This window comes from Photorhabdus sp. CRCIA-P01 (assembly GCF_003545805.1).
Lineage (GTDB): Bacteria > Pseudomonadota > Gammaproteobacteria > Enterobacterales > Enterobacteriaceae > Photorhabdus > Photorhabdus antumapuensis.
The window spans coordinates 111,541-132,596 of the sequence record NZ_NMQR01000003.1; the positions used below are offsets into that span (position 1 = coordinate 111,541).

At 40.1% G+C, this 21,056-nt stretch carries 21 protein-coding genes and 1 pseudogene; 16 read left to right on the top strand and 6 right to left on the bottom strand.

The genetic code is table 11. The features are described from left to right. Positions 1–434: 434 nt before the first annotated feature. The 3 genes from D3222_RS03160 to hcaR all read right to left on the bottom strand — a co-directional run bounded on the left by D3222_RS03160 (position 435) and on the right by hcaR (position 3,184). Positions 435–1,217, bottom strand: a complete 783-nt coding sequence (locus D3222_RS03160) for a fumarylacetoacetate hydrolase family protein (RefSeq protein WP_118984821.1) — start codon at positions 1,215–1,217, stop codon at positions 435–437. A gap of 66 nt (positions 1,218–1,283) precedes the next feature. Beyond that, complete coding sequence (locus D3222_RS03165; RefSeq protein WP_232832378.1) at positions 1,284–2,186, bottom strand: alpha/beta fold hydrolase; 903 nt, start codon at positions 2,184–2,186, stop codon at positions 1,284–1,286. A 113-nt stretch (positions 2,187–2,299) separates the two neighbouring features. Then, on the bottom strand, positions 2,300–3,184 hold the full coding sequence (hcaR, locus tag D3222_RS03170) for a DNA-binding transcriptional regulator HcaR (protein WP_118984822.1): 885 nt from the start codon (positions 3,182–3,184) through the stop codon (positions 2,300–2,302). Positions 3,185–3,320: 136 nt separating this feature from the next. Between hcaR and hcaE the strand changes: the two genes are divergently transcribed. The 8 genes from hcaE (at position 3,321) to D3222_RS03220 (ending at position 10,793) form a co-directional block, all read left to right on the top strand. After that, the gene (gene hcaE, locus D3222_RS03175; RefSeq protein ID WP_118984823.1) at positions 3,321–4,682 is read left to right on the top strand and encodes a 3-phenylpropionate/cinnamic acid dioxygenase subunit alpha; all 1,362 of its coding nucleotides are present in this window, start codon (positions 3,321–3,323) and stop codon (positions 4,680–4,682) included. Continuing rightward, positions 4,679–5,221, top strand: coding sequence for a 3-phenylpropionate/cinnamic acid dioxygenase subunit beta (gene hcaF / locus D3222_RS03180; protein WP_118984824.1), 543 nt, complete (start codon positions 4,679–4,681; stop codon positions 5,219–5,221). Before hcaE ends, hcaF begins: the two co-directional genes overlap by 4 nt. Then, a complete protein-coding gene (gene hcaC / locus D3222_RS03185; RefSeq protein ID WP_118984825.1) occupies positions 5,221–5,538 on the top strand; it encodes a 3-phenylpropionate/cinnamic acid dioxygenase ferredoxin subunit in 318 nt (105 codons plus the stop codon). Before hcaF ends, hcaC begins: the two co-directional genes overlap by 1 nt. After that, positions 5,538–6,380, top strand: coding sequence for a 3-phenylpropionate-dihydrodiol/cinnamic acid-dihydrodiol dehydrogenase (gene hcaB, locus D3222_RS03190; RefSeq protein ID WP_118984826.1), 843 nt, complete (start codon positions 5,538–5,540; stop codon positions 6,378–6,380). Before hcaC ends, hcaB begins: the two co-directional genes overlap by 1 nt. After that, positions 6,370–7,323, top strand: coding sequence for a 3-carboxyethylcatechol 2,3-dioxygenase (locus tag D3222_RS03195; protein ID WP_118984827.1), 954 nt, complete (start codon positions 6,370–6,372; stop codon positions 7,321–7,323). The genes hcaB and D3222_RS03195 overlap by 11 nt, the downstream gene beginning before the upstream one ends. Position 7,324: 1 nt before the next feature. Continuing rightward, a complete protein-coding gene (gene hcaD, locus D3222_RS03200; protein WP_118984828.1) occupies positions 7,325–8,494 on the top strand; it encodes a phenylpropionate dioxygenase ferredoxin reductase subunit in 1,170 nt (389 codons plus the stop codon). 602 nt (positions 8,495–9,096) lie between these two features. After that, positions 9,097–9,960: a hypothetical protein gene (locus D3222_RS03210; RefSeq protein ID WP_118984830.1), complete on the top strand. Its 864-nt coding sequence runs from the start codon at positions 9,097–9,099 to the stop codon at positions 9,958–9,960. 503 nt (positions 9,961–10,463) lie between these two features. Next, complete coding sequence (locus D3222_RS03220; protein ID WP_118984832.1) at positions 10,464–10,793, top strand: hypothetical protein; 330 nt, start codon at positions 10,464–10,466, stop codon at positions 10,791–10,793. 103 nt (positions 10,794–10,896) lie between these two features. Here the strand turns inward: D3222_RS03220 and D3222_RS03225 are convergent. Further along, positions 10,897–12,414, bottom strand: a pseudogene (locus tag D3222_RS03225) (ABC transporter substrate-binding protein); the annotation flags it as partial. Between D3222_RS03225 and D3222_RS03230 the strand changes: the two are divergent. Then, positions 12,379–12,966, top strand: a complete 588-nt coding sequence (locus D3222_RS03230; RefSeq protein WP_198672731.1) for a hypothetical protein — start codon at positions 12,379–12,381, stop codon at positions 12,964–12,966. The pseudogene D3222_RS03225 and the gene D3222_RS03230 overlap by 36 nt on opposite strands. Before the next feature lie 51 nt (positions 12,967–13,017). Here D3222_RS03230 and D3222_RS03235 read toward each other — a convergent pair whose 3' ends face one another. Continuing rightward, on the bottom strand, positions 13,018–13,455 hold the full coding sequence (locus D3222_RS03235) for a hypothetical protein (RefSeq protein WP_118984834.1): 438 nt from the start codon (positions 13,453–13,455) through the stop codon (positions 13,018–13,020). Between the two features lie 266 nt (positions 13,456–13,721). Here D3222_RS03235 and D3222_RS03240 point away from each other — a divergent pair, with 266 nt between their 5' ends. From D3222_RS03240 to D3222_RS03265, 6 genes are all read left to right on the top strand, one after another. Beyond that, the gene (locus D3222_RS03240) at positions 13,722–14,975 is read left to right on the top strand and encodes a beta-ketoacyl-[acyl-carrier-protein] synthase family protein (RefSeq protein WP_232832379.1); all 1,254 of its coding nucleotides are present in this window, start codon (positions 13,722–13,724) and stop codon (positions 14,973–14,975) included. A 5-nt stretch (positions 14,976–14,980) separates the two neighbouring features. Beyond that, the gene (locus D3222_RS03245) at positions 14,981–15,757 is read left to right on the top strand and encodes a hypothetical protein (protein ID WP_118984836.1); all 777 of its coding nucleotides are present in this window, start codon (positions 14,981–14,983) and stop codon (positions 15,755–15,757) included. Positions 15,758–15,769: 12 nt separating this feature from the next. Then, the gene (locus D3222_RS03250) at positions 15,770–16,015 is read left to right on the top strand and encodes an acyl carrier protein (RefSeq protein ID WP_118984837.1); all 246 of its coding nucleotides are present in this window, start codon (positions 15,770–15,772) and stop codon (positions 16,013–16,015) included. A 51-nt stretch (positions 16,016–16,066) separates the two neighbouring features. Beyond that, positions 16,067–16,627: a hypothetical protein gene (locus D3222_RS03255; protein WP_118984838.1), complete on the top strand. Its 561-nt coding sequence runs from the start codon at positions 16,067–16,069 to the stop codon at positions 16,625–16,627. A 23-nt stretch (positions 16,628–16,650) separates the two neighbouring features. After that, the gene (locus D3222_RS03260; protein ID WP_118984839.1) at positions 16,651–17,661 is read left to right on the top strand and encodes a hypothetical protein; all 1,011 of its coding nucleotides are present in this window, start codon (positions 16,651–16,653) and stop codon (positions 17,659–17,661) included. 404 nt (positions 17,662–18,065) lie between these two features. Next, a complete protein-coding gene (locus tag D3222_RS03265; RefSeq protein ID WP_157975281.1) occupies positions 18,066–18,602 on the top strand; it encodes a hypothetical protein in 537 nt (178 codons plus the stop codon). A 121-nt stretch (positions 18,603–18,723) separates the two neighbouring features. Here the strand turns inward: D3222_RS03265 and D3222_RS03270 are convergent, their stop codons facing one another. Further along, on the bottom strand, positions 18,724–19,965 hold the full coding sequence (locus D3222_RS03270; protein ID WP_232832388.1) for an MFS transporter: 1,242 nt from the start codon (positions 19,963–19,965) through the stop codon (positions 18,724–18,726). A gap of 165 nt (positions 19,966–20,130) precedes the next feature. On the opposite strand from D3222_RS03270, the gene D3222_RS03275 reads away from it, so the two are divergent. Next, positions 20,131–21,045 (top strand): LysR family transcriptional regulator, encoded by a 915-nt coding sequence (locus tag D3222_RS03275; protein ID WP_118984842.1) that lies wholly within the window; start codon positions 20,131–20,133, stop codon positions 21,043–21,045. Positions 21,046–21,056 lie beyond the last annotated feature (11 nt).

Below are 21,056 nucleotides of genomic sequence, written 5' to 3' on the forward strand. Positions count from 1 at the left end.
TCCAGTCATGTGCTTCTTGTGCAAGGTGCATATCCATATTCTGAATTTCGCCAGCGGGTATAGCAAGCAACTGTAATTTAGCCGCTCTCTCAATTAGTATTGCTAGGTTAGATAAGTGGCTCAGCACAGCATTTAAGTCTGACCGGTGAGGCAATCAGCCATACAAAACCATAGGTAAGCAGGGAAAACCTTCCGTCTATAATCTCCTGGACAGCCCTTATGGCTACTATTTGTTCAGAGAGCGGGCAATGCAGAGGCTTTCCTTCGGGAGGCGTGTATTACCACGAAGCTTATGAAATTATTGTCTTTAGCTTGAAATGATAATAAGCCATTTACGCCCCTGCCACTAAGTTGCCAGTAACTTTGTTGCCAATAACTTTGGTGGGGGCTTTTTATGACTCCTATTTAGAAACTAAGGCTATAAGGCTAATTTTTCAGGCAAAACTTACCTTGGCAGATCCCACCCCGAGTAAGTTAACTTTCAATTGATCACCAGTATTAACGGGCACCATTGTGGTGAGGGAGCCAGAGAGAATGATCTCTCCACTGAGTAACGCCATATTCAGTGTTCCTAGCATATTCGCTAGCCAGGCAACTGCGTTAGCTGGATGCCCTAATGCAGCGGCACCAATGCCAGTGTCAACCCGTTTACCGTTTTTCTCTAGCGTTATTGTAACGGCAGCTAAATCAATTTCTGATGGCAGACGGGCACCATCGCCAATGACAAATAATCCTGATGAGGCATTATCAGCAACAGTATCTGTGATTTTTATTTTCCAGTCACGGATCCGGGAATCGACAATTTCGATACAGGGCACGACATAATCCGTGGCTCTGAGTACATCTCCTGCTGTAATACCGGGTCCACACAGAGTGTGTTTCAGGATAAAACCAATTTCGCCTTCCGCTTTCGGTGCAATTAATTGCTCAATGGGTACAGTGGCATTGTTTTTGTAATGCATATCTGAGGTGAGAATGCCAAAATCGGGTTGATCGACGCCCAATATATCCATAACTGTTTGACTAGTGATACCAATTTTTTTACCAACAATTCGCGCTCCAGTTGTTTCCAACCGGCAAGCGATAACTTTTTGCTGGATGAGATAGGCGTCGTGTAATGTTAGTTCTGGATATTCATTAGAGATAGGATCGATGGCTTGATGACTCTGCCATGATTGAAACAATTTTTCACCAAGATGGGTTATGACGTTATTCATCTGTTGCTCCTGATCAAACCACAGAAGTGACATTCCAACTGGAATATCACTCGTCTGAAAGGGACATTATTTGTTGCCGTTGAGTAAAAAATCGATATGGAGCCGGTTGAATGTGTCCGGGTCTTCATATTGAGGCCAGTGACCGCATTTTTCCATCACGGCAAAACGGCTATTTTTGATAAGCCCGGCAAGACGCTGACCGACTGAAACCGCAGCAGTCGGATCGTGTGTGGTCCATAGCACCAGGGTTTCAGCCTGGATCTTTGCCAGCTCATCTTCGGTTAAAAGGTTACGCAGGCGGGTATCCATATCTTGCAGGCACATAATGTTTTCCATTGCGGACAACATACCCGGCTGACGATAAATGGCAAAACGGGCTTCAACCAAGTCTTCTGTCACCATTGCAGGATCTTCCATCAGGAATTCAAGACGCTTGCGGGTAGCTTCCCGATCTGGGTTTTTCACTGCATTTAGGCTCAGTGTGCGCAGGCGTTCCATCACATTTGGATCAGCAATCATGCCACCGGCTGTGTTCAACACCAGACGGTGAATATATTGCGGATATTTTGCCGCAAACCGGGCTGCAACCCATCCGCCTAACGATTCGCCAGAAAGGTGAATTTTCTTCAGATTTAATGTCTCAATAAGATCCCGTAGGTGTTCCACATAATCGATAATCTCATAGGAACGGACAGGTTTATCCGTGAAGCCATGCCCCAGCATATCAATTGCCAGTACACGAAAATGGGCAGCATGGGGCAGAATATTGCGCATATAAGCTTCTAAATGACCTGCAATACCATGTAAGAAAATCAGAGTAGGTCCGTTCCCCGCTTCAAGAACACGAGTTTTTATCCCTTTTACATTGAGATGATGTAGATGGATTTCACCGCTGGCAATGGCAGACCAAAGCGAACGTAATTCGGGCTGTATAGGCTTATGTTGAGGATTCGCTGATATTGACATCATGATATCTCCCTTATTTATTTTAAATTAATACGTTATTAATATAACGACAACGGGTAATATTCACTAATACTTAATATGTCTAGTCTGAAAGGCAAAAACGATGATGCTTATTTCTATTCTTGCAGATATTTATTTTCAACAACATCTATTAAGTGCGATAATAATTCTGATGTGTTGTCTTTTCGCCATGCCATTATTAACTCTATTGTGGGAGAATATCCCGATAATGGCCGACAAATAACAGCATCTGTCATGATTCTGGTAATATAGAATGGTACTATTGCACACCCTAAATTTAGACTAACCATGTTTAAAATTAATAGCATATTATTAGCTGTTTGAATAACATTAGGTACGACATTATGTTCAGTAAAATAATTTTCTATAATCTGTTGTAATACGCCAGATTGTGTTGGATCAGGCGTAATAAAATTTTCTCCGTGTAGGTCGTTGACTGAAATTTTCTCACAATATCTTAGCCTGTGATTAGCCGGCATCAGAACCACCAGCGGTTCATTAAGAATGACTTTAAAATCAATATAATCACTCTTTATCGGCGGACGCATGAAAGCGACATCAATGTCACCTTGTAATAATTTCTCTTCTTGTCCTGGATTAAATAAACTAATAAGTTCTACTTTTGCCACAGGATGAACCAAGCGAAATACTGGGATGACTTCAGGTAATACTTTAACTTCTGCTGATGGGACAAATCCAATAGTGAGCACAATTTGTTCTTGTGCCGCTTTGCGTGCCATTTTTTTTGCTTTCTCTGCATTGTCAAGAATAAGCCTGGCTTGTTGGAAAAAAACTTCTCCGGCTTTGGTTAGAGAGACTCTGCGTTTATTTCTCTCTAATAGTGTGGAACCAATATAATCTTCTAAATCTTTTATTTGTTGACTTAACGAAGGTTGTGCGGTGTGCAATCTTTTTGCGGCCTTAGTAAAGTTTAATTCTTCTGCCACTGCAATAAAATAGCGTAAGTGTCTTAATTCCATTGCCGTTTCCTCACATATCGAAAAAAAGTCTTAATTTAAACAAACAATGTATTTCACAAAATATTAATCTATTAATAGCATTCATTTTGCATGTTGGCAAAAAGTCAACATTTCTTTTACTTGAGGATTAAATAATATGACATTGAGCAAAAATTCAGATATCTACCGCCTGATTGATGCCCGTGCCGGTCGTGTAACTCCTCAGATTTATATCGATCCCGAGCTCTATCAATTGGAACTCGAAAGAATATTTGGCCGTTGTTGGCTGTTTCTAGCTCATCAGAGCCAAATCCCCAATCCAGGTGATTTTTTCAATACTTATATGGGAGAGGACAGTGTTGTTGTTGTCCGCCAGAAAAATGGTTCCGTTAAAGCTTTCCTAAATCAATGTCGCCATCGTTCCATGCGGGTTTGTTACGCGGATAGCGGTAATACCCGTGCATTTACTTGCCCTTATCATGGTTGGTCATATGGTGTGGATGGGCAATTAATCGACGTCCCGTTGGAAGCGTGTGCCTATCCCCATGGGCTTTGTAAAGAGCAATGGGGACTTCAGGAAGTGCCGTGTGTGGAAAGTTATAAGGGATTGATTTTTGGTAACTGGGATACGACCGCACCCTCGCTGATTGATTATCTCGGTGATATGGCTTGGTATCTTGATGGTGTGCTTGATCGCCGTGAAGGAGGAACAGAAGTTATTGGCGGTGTGCAAAAGTGGGTGATCAATTGTAACTGGAAATTACCCGCTGAACAGTTTGCCGGCGATCAATACCATGCTTTATTCAGCCACGCCTCCGCCGTACAGGTTTTAGGTGTAAAAGAGGGTGACAGTAACAGAGCATTAGGTGCTGGTCAGACTTCTCGGCCAGTTTGGGAAACGGCAAAAGATGCCGTGCAATTTGCTCAGAATGGTCACGGTTGTGGATTTTTCTTGACCGAAAAACCCGATGCTAACGTTTGGGTTGATGGTACCGTTGCCCGTTACTACCGTGAAACCTATGCCGAGGCAGAGCAGCGGCTGGGAAAAGTCAGGGCACTGCGTCTTGCCGGTCACAACAATATTTTCCCGACCCTTTCCTGGCTTAACGGTACTGCAACCATGCGGGTGTGGCATCCACGCGGACCCGATCAGGTGGAAGTTTGGGCTTTCTGCATCGCGGATAAAGCCGCATCTCCAGAGGTAAAAGCCGCTTTTGAGAATAGCGCTACCCGTGCATTTGGTCCGGCAGGTTTTCTCGAACAGGATGATTCAGAAAATTGGGTGGAAATCCAGAAGGTACTTAGAGGTTACAAAGCCCGTAACAGCACATTGTGTATGGAAATGAGATTGGGACGAGAAAAAGTGCGGGATGATGGAATTCCGGGTGTGACCAATCATATTTTTTCCGAAACCGTTGCCCGTGGCATGTATCAGCGTTGGGCTGACTTACTCACCAGTGAAACCTGGGATGAGATAGAGGAAAAAAGCCGGGTTTATCAGCAGGAGTTGGTCAAATGAAAGAGTTAATTGTCAATCAGGAAAAAAGGGTATCGTCGGAACTGCATTATGAAATAAGTCAGTTCTTGTATTACGAAATGACATTACTGGATGAGTGGAGATTTCGTGATTGGCTTGAGTTGTTATCAGAAAATCTCAGCTATACCATGCGTACCATTGTTAATGCCCAAACCCGCGATCGCCGTAAGAGTATCCAACCGCCAACCACTTGGTTGTTCAATGACAATAAATTTCAGCTTGAACGCCGGATAGCTCGGTTGGAGACCGGGATGGCATGGGCAGAGGAACCCCCATCCCGTACACGTCATCTACTGACAAACTTAGTGATTACTGAAACGGATTTGCCTGACCAATTTCATGTTCAGTCCAATTATTTGCTGTACCGTTCACAAAAAGAGCGAGATGAAGCTTTTTATGTTGGTAAGCGGCTGGATTGTGTTCGCCGTAATCCGAAAACGGATAGCTGGCTGATTTGCAAACGTGAAATTACCTTGGATCAGGCAGTCTTAACTTTCCATAACTTGAGTGTCTTATTCTGATGAGTCAATTATTCGTATGTACTGTTGAAGACTTGCCCGACGGAGAAGCGCGTAAGGTTGAATACACACCGGATATTGCGCTGTTTCACTATGATGGCGAATTCTTTGCTGTTGATGACCGGTGCAGTCATGGTAATGCCTCTATATCCGAAGGGTATTTGGAAGACAATGCGACAGTTGAGTGTCCACTGCATACGGCCAGTTTTTGTCTTAGAACCGGGAAGGCACTTTGCCTTCCTGCTACAGATCCATTGAAGACCTATCCTGTTGTTGTAAAAGACGGAAACATTTATATCACTGTATCGGAGGAGCAATAATGAGTTGGATCAAAGATCAAGTCATTTTATTAACAGGCGGTGGCTCCGGTTTAGGTTTAGCTTTAGTAGAGCGTTTTATTGCCGAAGGCGCCAAAGTGGGTGTTTTGGAGTTATCGGCAGAAAAAGCGGCCGCTTTGGCACACTGTTTTGGTAACGATATCTGTGTTATTCAGGGTGATGTTGCCTCTTTTGAGGACAATGAACGCGCAGTGGCTGAAACTGTTAGGCGTTTTGGCAAACTAGACTGCTTTGTTGGTAACGCGGGCATATGGGATCACAAAATTAGCTTGCTTGACGCCTCACCAGAACAGGTTGGTAAAGGATTTGATGAGCTGATGGGTGTTAACCTGAAAGGGTATATTCTAGGGGCTAAAGCCGCGTTGCCAGCGCTAACAGCATCAGAAGGCAGCATGATTTTTACGTTGTCAAACTCGTCATGGTTTTCTGGTGGTGGTGGGGTGTTGTATACCGCCAGCAAGCACGGTGCGGTCGGCATGATCCGCCAGTTAGCTTATGAATTAGCGCCAGTTATCAGGGTTAATGGTGTTGCGCCTTGTGGTATGCCAAGTGATCTTCGTGGGGCTGCCTCATTATCTCAGCAAGATAGATGTATTACAGATAACCTGTCATTAGAAAGTCTCGGTGCAATTTTGCCTTTGCAATTCATACCTCAGCCAAAAGATTTCACTGGTCCGTATGTCATGCTGGCTTCCCGTGCCAATAACCGCACTTTAACGGGAGTGATGATAACGGCTGATGCCGGATTAAGTATCCGTGGCATTCGCCAAAGTACAGCGGGAGTGATGTCTCCGAACAAGAAGGAGAGTTCAAATGACTGTTAAATTGATTTGTACTTCGCACACGCCTTTGATGGGCTTTGGTTCTCCGCCTGAAACGACTGAAAAGCATGTTCGGCAGGTTTTTCAGCAATTGGCTGAACAGGTAAAAGCCTACGATCCACAATTGATAGTGATTTTCGCTCCAGACCATTTTAATGGTTTTTTTTATGATCTCATGCCGGCATTTTGCGTTGGAGTAAGAGCGAATGCAGTGGGAGATTGGGATATTGGTGAAGGTCCACTCAATGTTCCTGAAAACACCGCGAAGGATTTAATTTCTGCCTTATATGATTCAGGGATTGATGTTGCCCACTCTTGGCGTATGCAGGCCGATCACGGCTTTATTCAACCATTGATGCTGCTTTGTCAGGATTTACAGCGTTATCCAACTATCCCAATATTTATTAACTGTGCAGCTAAACCATTGCCGACATGTCGTCGTGCTGTTGCGTTAGGTCGTGCAGTGGGTCAATTCCTACTCACAACAGATCAGCGGGTATTGCTGCTAGGTTCTGGTGGTTTATCACATGATCCCCCGATACCACAGATGGGGCAAGTGCCACCGGAAGTTGAAGAAGGGTTGATTGCCGGGAGAAATCCGACAAAAGAAGTGCGTCAAAAACGGCAAAGCCGAGTCATTGAGGTTGGAAAATCGTTGGCTCGTGGCGAGAATATCGTTGCTCCGTTGAATCCACGGTGGGATGACGAGTTATTGCGTATTTTTTGTGGTGGCGATATTCAGCGTCTTGCTTCGTTGACAGAGGGAGGAATCGCCATTCAGGGCGGGAAAGGTGGACAGGAAATTCGCTGTTGGATTGCGGCTTTTGCGGCGCTTTCTGTTTATGGCGAATATAAAGCGCAACGGCATTATTACCAACCTATTAAGGAGTGGCTAGCAGGGATGGCAATGGTCAGTGCTCAACCTGTCACTCAGAGAGGAGCATAATATGCGGAATCAGACTTTTATTATCGTTGGAGCAGGGCAAGCGGGAGCTATGGCCGCCGCAACCTTAAGGCAGCAACAGTTTGATGGCGATATTATTTTAATTGGTAAGGAATATCATGCGCCTTACGAGCGGCCAATTTTATCAAAAGACTATTTAATCAACCCAGAGGAAGCGCCGAAATATCTGTTCTCCGAAGATTTTTATCTGAAAAACCAGATAGATCTGCGCATAGGTCAATCGGTCAGCCAGATTATTCCATCGAAACATTGTGTTGTTTTAGAAAATGGCGGCAAGCTCGGGTATGACAAACTCCTGCTCACTATGGGGGCAAGAGCCAGACGATTTCCGCTGCTTGATCAACTGGGTGAAAATATTTATACCTTGAGGACGCTGGATGATGCGCAACGTTTACGCCAGGCAGTGAAAAAAGACAAACGGATTTTGATTGTTGGTGGTGGTGTGATTGGTCTGGAACTGGCGGCAACTTCTTGTGAATTGGGAGCAAACGTGACGGTTATCGAACAGGCGGATAACATCATGGGACGTTGTGCTCCTCCATTATTGCAGGATTATCTTTTGAATCGTCATCGGGAAAAAGGGGTGCAATTTTTCCTTGATACCAACATTGTTTCCGCACAAAAACAAGGGAGTGAATTAGTGCTTATATTGAACACCGGTGAAAAGGTGATCGGAGATATTATTATTTATGGTATCGGCGCTGAATTCAGGGATCAGTTGGCCGCTGATGCTGGTTTGGTGACTAATGGCGGTATCGTCATTGACAGCCGTTGCCAGACTTCTGAACCGGATATTTTTGCCGCCGGGGATGTTTGCCTTCAGAGAGAACCGCTGACAGGTGATCTACAGCGCCGTGAAACCTGGGAAAATGCGAACCGTCAGGCGACTATCGCCGTGCATGCCATGATGGGGTTAGAACCCCCACAGCCGGGTGCGCCGTGGTTCTGGACCGATCAGTGGGGCATTAACATCCAAATGGTTGGCAACATGCAGGCTGAAAAATGGCATATCAAAGGTGATTTGCAATCAGATAAAGCCATTTTGATTGGTACAGAAAATGAAATCTTAGTCGGTGCTGTCGCGATTAATCAGGGAAGAGAAATGCGGAATTTGCGGAAATTACTTGCTAATTCCACGGTTGTTCCGGTGTAGGTAATGGACGGTATTTTATTGACAATGAATCGTTTTATTATTGAATTCGGTGACCATTTGGACGGTCACCAACGAGGGTCATATTGAATCATTTATAATCTTAGTGTCAGATGAATATATGATTTTTAGCCTTCTGACTGACATTATATAACCACGCCAATCGTCGACAACCCAAGAATCTCTAGAACCGCCAGGAATTATAGTAAAATAATTGTCGGACACGCTGAACCGTGCGTAATCAGTGCTCCAGTAATTAATAGCAACTTCAATCGTGTCACATTTCGTATTGTTGGTAACATGAATCATGCCCACCATATTACAACCCCTCACTATTTCAATCTGATTTTATCCAGATTGTTGCAATCATATCCTATATGGTTTTTCCAAATATTAATTAGATAATGTAACTTAGAGATACATATTATGAATGTAATTTATTATTCTTTATAAAATATTTAATTAAGAAATGGAAGTAAGAATTTACTCCGATTGTTTGCTTAGTGGTTAAGTGTTTTTATACGGTATCTGGAGTAATGGAAAAACTGAAATTTCATTGCTAATGAAGTCGTAGAGAAATCACCTTAATTAAGGAGTTCTTAATTATGATAACACATAAATTAGCTATATTTATACTGTGTTTATCTCCCGCCGTATGCTTTTCACAGCCTGATAAATTATCTCCAGGCCCATATGAGTTAATTATTGGAGCAAGACCTTCGACGCCTTATTCACCGATTCAGAATTATAATCGAAACTTAACATGGCAAGGTGCTGGGTATGAATTTACTGTTCCTGTGTCCCGTCATCACATAATCCCATTCAATCTATTAAGAAGCTTCTATAACCGTGTTGTTGAAAATAACCGACTACGTAATATAAGTAGTTTTCTCACAGTATACTCAAATAATTTACGGTTTTATGCTAGTCGTGGCGGTATTGACTGTAATCAATTAGGTAGCGATATTATTGATGCATCAAATTTAGGTTTGGCTCAAGGTAGTGGATGGATAAGAGGTGGTAGTGATAGATTTACTCCAGGTTTTAGTACATTCGAGCAATTTTATGCGTGGTTACCGGGCAACCTTTTCATTGGGCCAAATGATCGCTCAGATGATCCAGGTCCAGGATTTGAGAGTAATGCAGCGGTTGTTATTGGTGAGGCTAATTTCAACTTGGTTTCCAGGTTGTACAGAAATATGATGGATTATGTGTCAATACATGATGAAAGTTTATTAAATGGAATTGCAGCAGATTTATCAAGGCTAGCTCAAATAAGGGGAGTTTATTCATTACAGTCACAAGATTGGGAATATGTGAATGGTAAATATAGATTAAGGAGAGGGGGGAAAGAAAGCTTCATAGATGTAGACAATAGTGATGATGATTATCTGGAATCAACGTGCGATGATTTACGTCCCACACTCGATAAAATTAAAGGAAGGTATACGATTGTAATAGATAATTAAAGCTAAGAATTAGCTAAATTTTACAACTATAAAAAGGTTAATGTTTAATAGGATAAAAAATGAAACAGATAAATCTACTTGTTATTACTTCTGTTATATCACTTTTACTATGTGCGAAATCTTTTGCTGCGGATGATCTAGAGTGTAGCAGTAGAACTGTAAATAGCGGAACCCTTACAGGGACATTTGTTAAGTTGATAGATAAGAAGGATTGGACAACTACAAATTATATAATACAAACTGATAGCGGGAATGGATATTGTGTCCGAGTTGAAGATACAAAAAATATGATACGAAATACAATTATTTCTAGTGCATTTTTCTTGGGATCAAGAGTAACTATATCACTTACTAAGGAGCATACTATAACGGGGATAGCAGTCCATAATTAGGAATGGTCAATATAAATTAAGGAGGGGATTTAAAGAGAGCTTCATAGATACAACCTAAGAATTAACCAAATTTTACAACTATCGAAAAACTAGTGCTTAATGGGATAGAAAATGAAACCAATAAATCTACTTGTTATTGTTTCTGCTATATCACTTTTACTATGTTCAAAAGCTTTTGCTTCGGACGATCTAGAATGTGGTAAAGTGTCTGTAGATAGCGGAACCCTTACAGGGAAATTAGTTAAGTTAATAAATAAAGATGGCTGGGAAACTACAAATTATACATTCCGAACTGACGGAGGGGAAGAATATTGTGTCCGCGATGAGAATCTATATCATCCGATACGAAATAAAATTGTCTCTAATGCATTTTTCTTAGGATCAAGAATAACCGTATCACTTACTAAGTATCATACTATAACTGGAATAGCGATCCATTAGTAGGTTAGGTTTTTCTATATTTACTCTTAAGGATATGACGGTTTCTGAAAAAGATTACGGTTTTTAACCGTAATCTTTATTTTAATATTACAAACATGTCTTATTAATGTTTAATAATATAAAGATCTTTCGATGACATAAGACCGAGTGGGCTAATATAATATCCACCAATATAAGGTTTTATTAATCTGGCGCTAACATAGTAATAAATAGGAATTGCCGGGACATCTCTTGTCAGAATATCTTGTGCTTGCTGGAAATATTCTATGTTGTTTGTTGCTTTGGCTTTACTGATCAGATCATCATAAATATCATTATGATATAATGATGTATTATTAGAACTATTGGTGACAAAATTATTTAAAAACGAAGCAGGGTTATCGTAATCAGCTATCCATGCGTGTCTTACCAAATCAAAATTACCTTGATGCATGGTGTCTAACATTGTTTTCCATTCTTGATTCTGTAAAACCGCATCCACGCCCAGATTTTTCTTCCACATTGAGGTAGCTGCAATAGCAATCCTTTTGTGATCCTCTGATGTATTGTAAAGAAGATTAAATTTCAATGGATTATTTCTGTTATAACCTGCTTCATTCAATAATTGCCGGGCTTTTTCAATTCTTTTTGCCAGCGTCCATGATGCATAATCAGGCTGTTTTAAGTTCATTCCTCCTGTGTTTGGTGGAGTATTATTATAGGCTGGCTTTTGGCCTTGCCCCAAAACTTTATTTGTTATGATGTCTTTGTCTAAAGCCAAATTTAATGCCTGTCTGACTCTAATATCATTAAAAGGGGCTTTTTGGGTGTTGAATTCGTAATAGTAAACCGCTAATTTAGGAGAAATATGGACTTGGCTACCTAACTTGGTTTTTAAAGAATTAAATAGAACCGATGGGATATTTTTTGTGATATCTATTTCTCCTGCCAAGTAACGGTTCACTACCGCAGTTTCTGATGTTACGTTAAGATAGGTGACTTTATTAATCACGGTGTGTTCATTGTCCCAATATTGTGGATTCCTGATGCCAATCACTTTCTCATTGACGATCCATTCAGCGAGTTTGAATGGGCCACTACTGACAAACACATTCGGTTGAGTCCATTTTTCACCATACTTCTCAACCGCTTTTTGGCTGATGGGAACCATAACTGGATGTGCCAGCATATTTAAAAAATAGGATAGTGGGTGCTCTAATGTTACTTCTACCGTTAAATTATCCAATGCTTTTACACCTAATTCATCGGTTTTTTTCTTCCCGATAAGAATATCTTTGGCATTTGCTATATACATGTTTTCAATATAACTGCCATACGGGGATGCCATTTGGGGATCAATTAAACGCCGCCAACTAAAAACCACATCGTGCGCGGTAATAGGTGAGCCGTCAGACCATTTTATTCCTTCTCTTAGATGAAACACCCAGGTTTTATTATCGTTAGTTTCCCAACGAATCGCTAAATTAGGATTTAACTTACCATCATTCCCTATACTAATTAATCCACTAAAAAAGTCGTTGATAATATCAAACTCAACATCGCTTTCAACTTTATGAACATCAAGAGAAGCAGGTTCTGAACCATTATGACGAACAATATTCTGGTTATTCGCAGTAAGGGTAAGGCTAATATCAAGCGTCAGCTAGCGTTGCCGGATAATCAGTTTCTGATGAATATGTTGTTTTTGGCGATACCAGCACGAGCGCTTGCTGAACTGACGCCGGAAAAGAAGAGGTTACTCAATCGTGTGCGTAGCCGCGCGCGCTTTTTTGACAATGTGCGTGAAAACGGTGGTGTGTTAAATTCTGCCGAGGTAGCGAGTTTGCTAGGTGTTAGTAAAGTAACAGTTAAAAAGAAAAAGGACACAAGTAAATTACTGGCCTTGGAATACGATGGTGAGTTTATTTATCCCGCTTTTCAGTTCACCGATGATGAAAGCAAAGGCGAAAAAGGTGTGCTCAGAGGGGTGGCTGAGATCCTGTTTCATCTTGGTCATTTCAGCGGTGTAATGCAGTACGGATTTTTCGTGCAGAAACGTAATGTACTAAATCATCGTTTACCCGAAGGTCAAGAGTTCACTGTCATTGGTTTGCTGAAAGATGGCGTTTCGGATGATGAACTTCAGCAGTTAATCCGTTTAGCTAAGTCGTTTGGCACTCAAGATGCGGCATAGTAAAGAGTGAAAAATAGAGGGGAACGGGCACTATGCCTGCTCCCCCTTTTGTCATATTACGGGAATATCCAGGTCGTTCACCAGGATATCTTCGGCAATTTCTCCTTCATACTCAAATTCCCTGAGCACCTTGAGCTCCTCGGTGCGTATCACGTTTTTACCAGAAGGATTGTCATGCCAAAGCACGATGCAAGGCTCAAGCGTGACGTTAGACACGTAAGCCAGTCCATCTGAGTGCAGTGATAGCGATGTTCTTGGCGAGCTGGCAAGATATAAATTGCCATCTGTGCCGTTCGTTAGCCCGTACCGGGTATGCCCTCCGTCGCGGTTAAAGAATACGCCATTGCCTCCGTGTTCACCCTCTTGTAGCCGGTAAAAAATTGTGCCGACTGAGATGATAATGATACTTTGCGTAATTTTATCGGGGGTGAGGGTGTCGAGCTGCTGTTTTGTCACTGAGTCAGGGCTTACCTCTGATTTTGTTACCACTGAACACTCCTGTATTATTTTTTAGGCTGACTGGTAATGTAATGATATTAAAATAATAATAATATATTTGTTTGTGGATATTTATCATCGGTTTTATTACATGGTGAAATAATATATAAGTTAGTTTTACATGATTCACAAATAACGATTCTATTAGCCATGAGCATTGAAAATACTTATTTATGATTATGGTTATATGTCTTCATTAGCCTATTTTATAGCTAGAAAAATTGATATTCTCAATCCATGTATAAATGGTAACCAATATGCAGAGAGCTCAAAGAGTTGTTATTACAGGTATGGGCACCGTAACACCGATTGGTGAAGATGTTGAATCATGTTGGCAAAGTATTATCGAGAAACAACATCAATTTCACAGAATTGAATTTCCTGATTCGTTCATTAATTCACGTTTCTTTTCTTTCCTTGCACCCAATCCATCACGCTATCAGCTATTACCAAAAAAGTTGACTCATATGCTTTCTGACTGCGGAAAAATGGCGTTGAAAGCGACTTATCAAGCTTTTACCCAAGCATTTGGCGTGAATATATCACCTGTTGAATATTACGATAAATATGAATGTGGGATAATACTTGGCAGTGGTTGGGGGGCTGTCGATAGTGTCGGAGATCATGCCTGCCGGTATAAGGAAGTTAAATTAGCTCATCCTATGAGTAATCTTATCACTATGCCAAGTTCCATGACGGCGGCGTGTTCGATTATGTATGGATTACGTGGTTATCAGAATACCATTATGGCTGCTTGCGCAACGGGTACAATGGCGATAGGTGATGCCTTTGAAATTATTCGCTCGGGGCGGGCAAAATGTATGATTGCCGGAGCCGCTGAATCACTTACTCGAGAATGTAATATTTGGAGTATTGATGTACTGAATGCATTATCGAAAGAACAAACGGACCCAAATCTCGCATGTTGTCCATTTAGTCTTGATCGTTCTGGATTTGTATTGGCCGAAGGAGCGGCGGTGGTTTGCCTGGAAGATTATGATTCGGCCGTCGCGCGTGGTGCAACGATTCTGGCGGAAATTAAGGGTTATGCTCAATATTCAGATGCCGCTAATTTAACTCGGCCGACAGAAGATATTGAACCTAAAATATTATCGATAACCAAAGCCATCGAGCAGGCGCAGATTTCGTCGGAAGATATTGACTATATTAATGCGCATGGTACCTCTACACCGTTAAATGATCTTTATGAAACTCAGGCAATTAAAGCAGCACTAGGCCAATATGCTTATCAGGTACCTATATCAAGCACAAAATCTTATACCGGTCACCTTATTGCCGCCGCCGGTAGTTTTGAAACTATTGTGTGTGTGAAAGCATTGGCTGAAAATTGCTTACCAGCAACATTGAATTTACATCGGGCTGATCCAGATTGCGACCTTAATTATTTACCTAATCAACATTGCTACACTGCTCAACCAGAAGTGGTGCTTAATATCAGTGCAGGTTTTGGGGGGCATAACGCTGCGTTGGTTATCTCTAAGGTAAGGTAACTGATATGTTGATTTTTGAAATAGAAGATATTGAACATTGGTCGAATTTTTCTGGGGATTTTAATCCTATCCATTATTCGGCGAAAAGTGAATCTTTACACAATATGCAGCAACATCCCGTGCAGGGAATGTTGAGTCTGCTTTATGTCAGGCAACAGTTCTCTCAATTAACTTCCGCTTTTACATCTGGAATACTGAATATTGATACGTCATTCCGCCAATATGTTTATACTGCATTACCTCATCAATTGAGAATTGATACTAAAAGCAAAGCGTTTAAATTGGAAAATCCTAGCAAAGAAAGTACGTTGTCCGGCAATACCAGCGTAGAAAATACAATGGAGTCAATTGAAAGTTGGATTGTTCAAGATAACTACCAAAAATTAATGATAACAAGGAAAGAAGTTTGTGAAAAATATGCGGACTTTAGACATTATTTCCCCAGTGTCACATCTATTGGATGGTTTTTGGATGCTCTTGCTTTTCATCTTGTCATTAATTCGACAAGTTTTCTTAATTTTGAGCACTATCATTTTAACCAGTTACAGGATTACCTGAATCAATCTTTTACTTTGCATACCGGGCAAGCGATTAAGATCAGGGAGGACATTGTTAATAGTACAATATTACTATCTTCGCCGGATATCTGTGTTGAATTAAATCCTCCTTTACTGATTAAGAATGGTCCTAAAGATTATATCCGTATTTTTCATTATCGATGTTTCTATGATAAAAAACCTATTTTTGTATCAAAGATTTCAATTATCTCTAAGATTAAATAAAAGGAAAGTAAAATGCCAACACAAAATGATATTTTCACTGAGGTAAAGAATAGAATATTAATGATGAAAGATATAGATGATAAGGATATAACACCAGAATCTTCTTTTGTATCGCTTAAATTTGACAGCCTTGACTATGTGGAAATACAAGTGTTTGTATTGGAAACATATGGCATTATGCTTAAAGCTGAACTTTTTTCAAATCATTCAATTTCAACATTAAATGATCTTACGCATCATGTTAAATCTAAATTATAAGCCGAGTTTTTACTTAATGCTGTTTTTCATCATTAATATTAAGAGGTTATAATGAACATTCTAGAAAAAGGTAAAGTCACTGCTTTATATTCAGGTTATTCGGAGACAGAAGGTTCTTCGTGGGTTGGAAACTTGTGCTGTTTCTCGGTTGATCGAGAACATTTGCCTATTGTCGTGAATGGGCGTCGTTTCTTGATTGAATTTATTATTCCAGATCATTTACTTGACAAAACGGTTAAACCTAGAGTATTCGATTTGGATATCAATAAACAGTTTTTACTACGTCGTGACCATCGTGAGATAAATATTTATCTTTTAGGTGAAGGTAATTTTATGGATAGGACGGTGACAGATAAAAAACTATTCGAATTAAATGAAGATAGTTCACTGTTCCTTAAGACATTACGCTATGCGCTTGGTAAGTATGTTTCTATTAACCCTTCAACCACGCAATTTATCTTTTTTGCACAAGGAAAGTACAGTGAATTTATCATGAATGCCTTGAAGGTATTTGAAGAAGAATTATCAGAATGCTATCGAATCAGAATTATTTCTGAATTGCAAGGGCCATATTATGGCTTTGAACTTGATATTCTTTCTATTACAGCTTAATTCACAATATTATGGAGAATGTTATGGAAAAGAGAATAACAACATTTACTATTGAGAAAACTGATGATAGTTTTTATGCTAATGGACGCCACCAATGTATGGTGAAAATTTCTGTACTTAAACAAGAGTATAGGAATGGTTATTGGGTGAAATTAGCGCTTAGTGATACTGAAAAAAGATCGATTCAGGTGGTAGCATTAAGTGATAGTCTTATATATGACCAATTAGAAATACCTTCTGGATGGACAACGACAGAGACAAGAAATAAATATGATCTTGGGTTATTAAATGGTGTTTATAGTGCCAATGCTTTTATTGACGAATCAGTAACAAATCATGCGGGAGATTGTTGTACAAATGAAAACTATCAGAATAGTGTGAAGAGTGTTCCTGACATTATCTATCGTTATGTTAGTAGTAATAGAACAAATACAGAATACCTAATAGCAAAAATGACATTTGAAGATACGAATGGGGAACGCACACTAACAACGAATATGTCAGTTGGTGATGAGGTTTTTGATAGTAAGATTTTATTAAAAGCTATTGCTCCTTATGCAATTAATACAAATCAATTGCATGAAAATGTAAGTGCATTGTCTAGTGAAAAAGACGAACCGACGAAAGCGGATACTAATTATCAAACCATTGTGCTTTATCGCTGGACATTGCCATACAATTTGAAGATTCTTGAAGGGAATGACATGACTGTTAATGGTATATATGCCCTTGGTAGAGATCCATCAGATTATAGATTCTTGACAAGGGGCAGGGTATTTAAACAAGGAACCTCATATGTAAATGCGCGGGATAATATGAGTGGAGGATGTGTTATGGACCATTCTTATACTGTAACTGTCCCAGATACGCAGCTTGCTGCTGAAGTGCTCCAGGTGGTAGGGTGTTCATGGACGAGTGGTTATTACGATAAACATTATGATATCACAATCATTGATAATTACGGTTGCTTGCATAAATTTAGAATATCCTCGGTTAATATGGGACGTGCGTTAAGCATAGCGAGAATAAGTTAATTTTCCTCAGTAAAGAACCTTTGTCTATGCTGGTAATCGCATGTGTGTTTACCAGCAAATCACGTTGAGACCAAATAATGTCGGCAATATTGAACAGGTACTTAATCTGTCATTCTCGCCACTCGATTTCCTGTTTATTCCCACATGGGAATAATCTTACTGTATATTATTTTAATATTGATATCGGTGCTGATAATAATTTTTTCGTCAGGTGAATATTTTGCACTTGTCCTAAATAAATCTCGGTGTTTTCTTATTGTTTTTTTAGCAATGTGATGAGTGTGAAGTAATTTTGACTATGGAATATTAGCGATAATCCGATTATGGCATTATACTGTAAAAAAGAGATAATAAACAAGATTGGGGATGTTGAGCCAAGTAAATTAATTAAAAAATGAGGCGCAATGATGACTAATATTTATGTAAACAAATATGCTCCAAATGGTATCGTGATGAAATTCCCATTGGCACCCGATAGAAAAATAGAGAAGTGGAATGCGGAGAATTTGAATTTTCGCATTTGTACGCCAGGATTTATATGGTTGGATGGCCGGAATATTTCAGAGTTTCGCCACTTATTTTGTTATCCAAATATTTCAAATCTTTATCTTGCATTCACGTTTAAGGCGAAATTTTTCACTCCACGAAATTTTACGGCAGAAATGTCTAGGGAGAAGCCAACTCACGATTGGTTTTGCAATAATGGGGAATACGTTGAGAACGGTTTTGATAATTTTGGTATATATTCCGATGATACAGGTGCCGGAGAGTACAGCATAAATTTAATTGAACTCTGTTGTTATATTATAAAAGAGGGTGAATTGGGTTATAGTGGTAAGGATTCTATTTTCCCAAATCTATCTCTTTTTGTAAAAAATAAAGTGAGTTCAAATTTCTTAGCGAATTTAATTTCCACGGATTTTCAAGTTATTATTAATTAGTGAATGGTTTTGTTATTTATACCTAATAGATTTAGAGTTGCAGCAGCTTGGAAGATGAAGGGTATAAATGATACTAAGTGCCTATTGGGATAGGCACTTAGTTGGTTTGTGTCAATCTCTATTATCTTGCCTCTGGAAGTTTGGTGAGTTTAAACCCTAAAAGTAGGGCCAAAAAGATAAGAATGGCAATAAATAAAACAACCCCATTCCAACCTAATTGGAGCCAAAATACACCGCCAAAAGTACCAACCACACTTGAACCAAGGTAATAACAAAACAGATAAAGGGAAGACGCTTGTGCTTTGGCTCGGCGAGCACGACGTCCAACCCAACTGCTGGCAACAGCATGTGCGGCAAAGAAACCGAAAGTGAGGATTATCATCCCAATGATAATTGCCATCACAGGTGATAATAAGGTAATAAGCGTACCGATTAGCATCATACTTATCGTCGCGATCAGGACTTTTCCAAGTCCATATTGATGGGTTAATGTACCTACTTTAGATGCGCCGTATGTCCCTGCCAGATAGACAATGGACAACATACCGACAATTGACTGATTAACATGATAGGGCGAATCCAATAAACGATAACTTATATAATTAAATAGGGTAACAAAGCCACCCATGAGTAAAAAGGCTTCAGAAAACAGTAATGGCAATCCTTTATCACGAAAATGTAATCTCAGATTGATTAATAAAGACTTAGGTTTGAGAGAACTTGGCCTAAAATGGCGCGATTCAGGTAACATACGCCAAAACATCATTGCAGCGATTAATGCCAATAAACCTAATACGATGACAGAAACCCGCCATGAGAAATAATCAGTGATAACACCTGATATTAGTCGCCCACTCATGCCACCAATAGCATTACCACTAACATAAAGTCCCATTGATAAAGCAACAAAGTGAGGATGGATTTCCTCACTAAGATAAGTCATTGCAACGGCGGCTACGCCACTGAGAGATAAACCAACCAGAGCACGTACAACCAAAATTCCATGCCAACTGGTTATAAATGCACTGAGTAAAGTGAAAAGTGCGGCGGCAAATAGCGCTGTTACCATCACATTTTTACGGCCAATAGCATCAGACAGAGGGCCTGTGATTAATAGACCCAATGCCAACATTCCGGTTGAAAGGGATAAAGATAAACTACTGGCAGCAGGAGAAACACCAAAATCATCCGACAACATAGGTAGAATCGGTTGAACGAAATAGAGTAGGGCAAATGCAGCTAATCCTACGGTAAAGAGTGACATCGTCACTTTAATATACAGAGGATCATTTTTCTGAATATAATTTTTCTTATTTTGAATATTTTGGACCTGATGATTATCCGGCGTTGGGTTTCCACTGATACTATTATTGCTACTACAACTACTAGGGTTAGTGCTCACATCATTTCCTTACTTAGCTCATTTACTAGCTTATATTTTGATGAAGATCAAGCATATGAATTGCAAAATATTTTGTCTAATATATTAATCATTAATAATAATATGTATTAGATCTCAAAGGTGATTATGGCTATCGAGTTACGGCATTTACGCTACTTTATTGCAGTGGCAGAGGAATTACATTTTGGTCGTGCGGCAGAACGGCTTAATATTTCACAGCCTCCATTAAGTCAACAAATTCAGTTACTTGAAAATAATATCAATGCCAAGTTGTTAGAACGTAATAACCGGAATGTGAGCCTGACGCCAGCAGGTAACATGTTTCTGAAAGAAGCTTATCAGATCCTGGCTCAGGTTGATGCTGCTGCAACAAAAGCAGCAAGAATGCAAAAAGGAGAATTAGGCGAAATATCTATCGGTTTCACCTCTACGACGCCTTTTATGCATAAGGTCACTCTGAGTTTACGGCAATTTCGGGAACGTTACCCGGAAGTCGCTATTCATATGCATCAGATGAATACTAAACAGCAGATTGCGCCATTACTGACTGGACGGATCGACGTTGGCATCATGCGTAATACCCAATTACCCGATAACCTTGAGTATCGGCTATTATTTCGGGAACCTTTTATGCTTGCTGTTTATGATGGACATCCTTTGCTGGAATATGCTCCACAGGGAATAAAGCTCGAAATGTTGGCGGGCTATCCGATGGTGTTTTTTGAGCGCGAAGTAGGGACTGCTTTGTATGATGAAATCATGGCATTACTTGCTCAAGCAGGCGTGACACCGATGATTTCACAGGAAGCAGGCGAAGCAATGACTATTCTTGGGCTGGTTTCTGCTGGATTAGGCGTCAGTGTTGTGACTGAATCTTTTACCCGAATGAAAGTGGATGGTGTCCAGTATGTTCCACTGGCTGATAACCATTCTTGCTCTGAGGTCTGGTTGGTAAATCACAAAAAACGGCCAATATCGGCCGCCGCGGACAGACTGATAAACCTACTCATATCTAATATTCTGAATGGAAAAAATGAGTAGAAATTAGCTAA

Coding starts and splice junctions, on each gene's coding strand:
- D3222_RS03160 (WP_118984821.1), bottom strand. CDS start 1,217: ATGAATAACGTCATAACCCATCTTGGTGAAAAATTGTTTCAATCATGG.
- D3222_RS03165 (WP_232832378.1), bottom strand. CDS start 2,186: ATGATGTCAATATCAGCGAATCCTCAACATAAGCCTATACAGCCCGAA.
- hcaR (WP_118984822.1), bottom strand. CDS start 3,184: ATGGAATTAAGACACTTACGCTATTTTATTGCAGTGGCAGAAGAATTA.
- hcaE (WP_118984823.1), top strand. CDS start 3,321: ATGACATTGAGCAAAAATTCAGATATCTACCGCCTGATTGATGCCCGT.
- hcaF (WP_118984824.1), top strand. CDS start 4,679: ATGAAAGAGTTAATTGTCAATCAGGAAAAAAGGGTATCGTCGGAACTG.
- hcaC (WP_118984825.1), top strand. CDS start 5,221: ATGAGTCAATTATTCGTATGTACTGTTGAAGACTTGCCCGACGGAGAA.
- hcaB (WP_118984826.1), top strand. CDS start 5,538: ATGAGTTGGATCAAAGATCAAGTCATTTTATTAACAGGCGGTGGCTCC.
- D3222_RS03195 (WP_118984827.1), top strand. CDS start 6,370: ATGACTGTTAAATTGATTTGTACTTCGCACACGCCTTTGATGGGCTTT.
- hcaD (WP_118984828.1), top strand. CDS start 7,325: ATGCGGAATCAGACTTTTATTATCGTTGGAGCAGGGCAAGCGGGAGCT.
- D3222_RS03210 (WP_118984830.1), top strand. CDS start 9,097: ATGATAACACATAAATTAGCTATATTTATACTGTGTTTATCTCCCGCC.
- D3222_RS03220 (WP_118984832.1), top strand. CDS start 10,464: ATGAAACCAATAAATCTACTTGTTATTGTTTCTGCTATATCACTTTTA.
- D3222_RS03230 (WP_198672731.1), top strand. CDS start 12,379: ATGACGAACAATATTCTGGTTATTCGCAGTAAGGGTAAGGCTAATATC.
- D3222_RS03240 (WP_232832379.1), top strand. CDS start 13,722: ATGCAGAGAGCTCAAAGAGTTGTTATTACAGGTATGGGCACCGTAACA.
- D3222_RS03245 (WP_118984836.1), top strand. CDS start 14,981: ATGTTGATTTTTGAAATAGAAGATATTGAACATTGGTCGAATTTTTCT.
- D3222_RS03250 (WP_118984837.1), top strand. CDS start 15,770: ATGCCAACACAAAATGATATTTTCACTGAGGTAAAGAATAGAATATTA.
- D3222_RS03255 (WP_118984838.1), top strand. CDS start 16,067: ATGAACATTCTAGAAAAAGGTAAAGTCACTGCTTTATATTCAGGTTAT.
- D3222_RS03260 (WP_118984839.1), top strand. CDS start 16,651: ATGGAAAAGAGAATAACAACATTTACTATTGAGAAAACTGATGATAGT.
- D3222_RS03265 (WP_157975281.1), top strand. CDS start 18,066: ATGATGACTAATATTTATGTAAACAAATATGCTCCAAATGGTATCGTG.
- D3222_RS03275 (WP_118984842.1), top strand. CDS start 20,131: ATGGCTATCGAGTTACGGCATTTACGCTACTTTATTGCAGTGGCAGAG.